At 66.4% G+C, this 1,186-nt stretch carries 2 protein-coding genes; both read right to left on the reverse strand.

Annotation, left to right across the window (positions count from 1 at the left end; genetic code table 11):
• Window positions 1-331: 331 nt before the first annotated feature.
• Window positions 332-736: a hypothetical protein gene (locus U9980_RS13730; protein WP_322749274.1), complete on the reverse strand. Its 405-nt coding sequence runs from the start codon at window positions 734-736 to the stop codon at window positions 332-334.
• Window positions 733-1,186: phage tail protein (locus tag U9980_RS13735; protein ID WP_322768266.1), on the reverse strand; the 454-nt coding region annotated here is incomplete at its 5' end. The genes U9980_RS13735 and U9980_RS13730, both read right to left, overlap by 4 nt.

Genomic DNA, 1,186 nt, shown 5'->3' on the forward strand with positions numbered 1-1,186 from the left:
CGCGCGAAACCGACCGGATCGGCCGTGACCGGATGCGGCCCGGCGGAGCGGGTGATCGGCGCAAGCCCCTCCCATCCCGAGGTCGCCGCGGCCGGCGTGGCAGCCACGGGTGCCCGCTGCGCGGACCCGGCGGCGCTGCGCTGCCGTGGGCGCCACGGAAGTCCCCACATCAGCTACTCCTCTCCGGATACCGGCTGGTCGGTCATGGTCCGGGCCGCAGCGAGAAAGTGCTGACGGTCGGGGTGCTCGAGGTCGAGGATTTCCGCCAGCGACCAGTGGAAGCAGGCGGCGACGTACGCGACCTCGTCGAGCAGGCGGTCGGCCGCGTACGTCAGGATCCCCCCGGGGCATCACCGGCCACATCAACGGTGAACGCATGGCTGCACGACGGACAGGTCACGGCGGCGTGGGTGTGGCCCTCCTGATTGATCCGCCGGTACAGGTCCTGGAGGAAAGCGAGGTCCGGGGCGAACAGTCCTTCGATCACGGCCGGGGTGACGGCCCCGACCGAGCCGAGCCGGGTGATGACCCGGGCCAGCAGCAGGACGGTCAGGTATGCCTCGTTGTCCCGGACCCTGGGGTCGCGCAACGGCATGATCTCGTCACGGGCGGTCGCCAGCCGCATCACTCCATCGCGGTGGCGCTGACCGGAGTCGTCCACGTAGCCACGCGGAAGCTCGAAGGCGAACTCGGTCGTCAGCCCGCGCGGTGACTCCGTGGGTGCCACCGTGGTCATGCCAGCTCAAGCCCTTCGTGGACGAGCGTGACCTCCTCGATGGCGATCTCGCTCCCGCCGGCCTGAAGATTGCTGATGCTCACCTTGGACGGCCAGGCGTTGCGGAAGTTGAACCGGACCTTCTCGCCGCGCTGATAGTCATAAAGGACGACCGACCCATCCTTACGGGCATCGTCGATCTTTCCTTCCTGGACAAGTTTGATCCATTTCCACCAGGCCGGATCATCGGTCTTACCCCGTTTGAGCTGGATGTCACCCCACTTGCGGGCTCCGGGCAGTTTCTTGATGACCGGGATGCCGCCCTTCTTGTTCTCCTTGTGCTCGATCACCTGGATCTCCGCACTCAGCCCGGAGACCTCCTTGAACTGGGCGATCGCCACACCTTGGATCTCGATCTGATAGGCGTAATTACCGAGCGCGTCCTCACCGATGGGCATCGGCGTCTCCTTG

The organism is Protofrankia sp. Cr1, from assembly GCF_963555865.1.
Lineage (GTDB): Bacteria > Actinomycetota > Actinomycetes > Frankiales > Frankiaceae > Protofrankia.

Coding starts and splice junctions, on each gene's coding strand:
- U9980_RS13730 (WP_322749274.1), bottom strand. CDS start 736: ATGACCACGGTGGCACCCACGGAGTCACCGCGCGGGCTGACGACCGAG.